General features: G+C 64.5%; 1 protein-coding gene. It reads left to right on the forward strand.

The features are described 5' to 3' along the window. Positions 1-153: 153 nt before the first annotated feature. Positions 154-777 (forward strand): hypothetical protein (locus GEV06_28780; GenBank protein ID MPZ21839.1); only part of this gene is annotated, 624 nt, incomplete at its 3' end.

Genomic DNA, 777 nt, shown 5'->3' on the forward strand with positions numbered 1-777 from the left:
ACGAAGGTACGCAGGAGTTAAGTGGTCGTGCGTTCGGTGCACCGGTGCACGGCGTTGTCTTGGTAGGTGTGGGAACGCGAGGCTCCGCGGCTTCGGCACAGAAAGCTTACCCCCCGCGACACCAACCGCACCTGCAGCATTGAAGGACACATCATGTTTAGAAGATCAGTCAGCATTCGCCCTTCGACCCTTCGACAGGCTCAGGGTCGTCCCGAGCAACGTCGAGGGACGACAGGGCTCAGGGCGACCCTGACCCTTCGACAAGCTCAGGGTCACCCCGAGCGAAGTCGAGGGGTGAGGTCCTCGAAGGGTCGTTTCGTCGCCGTCCTCGGCATCCTTCTTGGAGGGATGATCGCGCAGCCGTCCGCCCAGGGCTTCGATTTCCCTTTCTACTTCGTCGAGCAGGCGAAGCTGACCGCGTCAGGCGGGGCGGCACTCGACCACTTTGGCAGCTCCGTGGCGATCGACGGCAGCACTGTGGTCGTCGGCGCGCTTTTCGCCGACGTCGGTGGGACCACCAACCAGGATGCAGCTTATGTCCTTACGCGGGTCGGTGACACCTGGACGCAGACGGCGCAACTGACCGCGTCAGGTGGGGCGGCGGGCGATCTCTTCGGCAGGTCCGTGGCGATCAACGGCAACACGGCGGTCGTCGGCGCGCCTTACGCCGATGTCGACGGCAACAGCGGCCAGGGCGCCGCGTACGTATTCACAGAGGCCGGCGGTAATTGGATTCAGACGGCGCAGCTGACCGCGTCAAACGGGTCGGGTGGCGAC

The organism is Luteitalea sp. (assembly GCA_009377605.1).
In the GTDB taxonomy this organism is placed as follows: Bacteria; Acidobacteriota; Vicinamibacteria; order Vicinamibacterales; family Vicinamibacteraceae; genus WHTT01.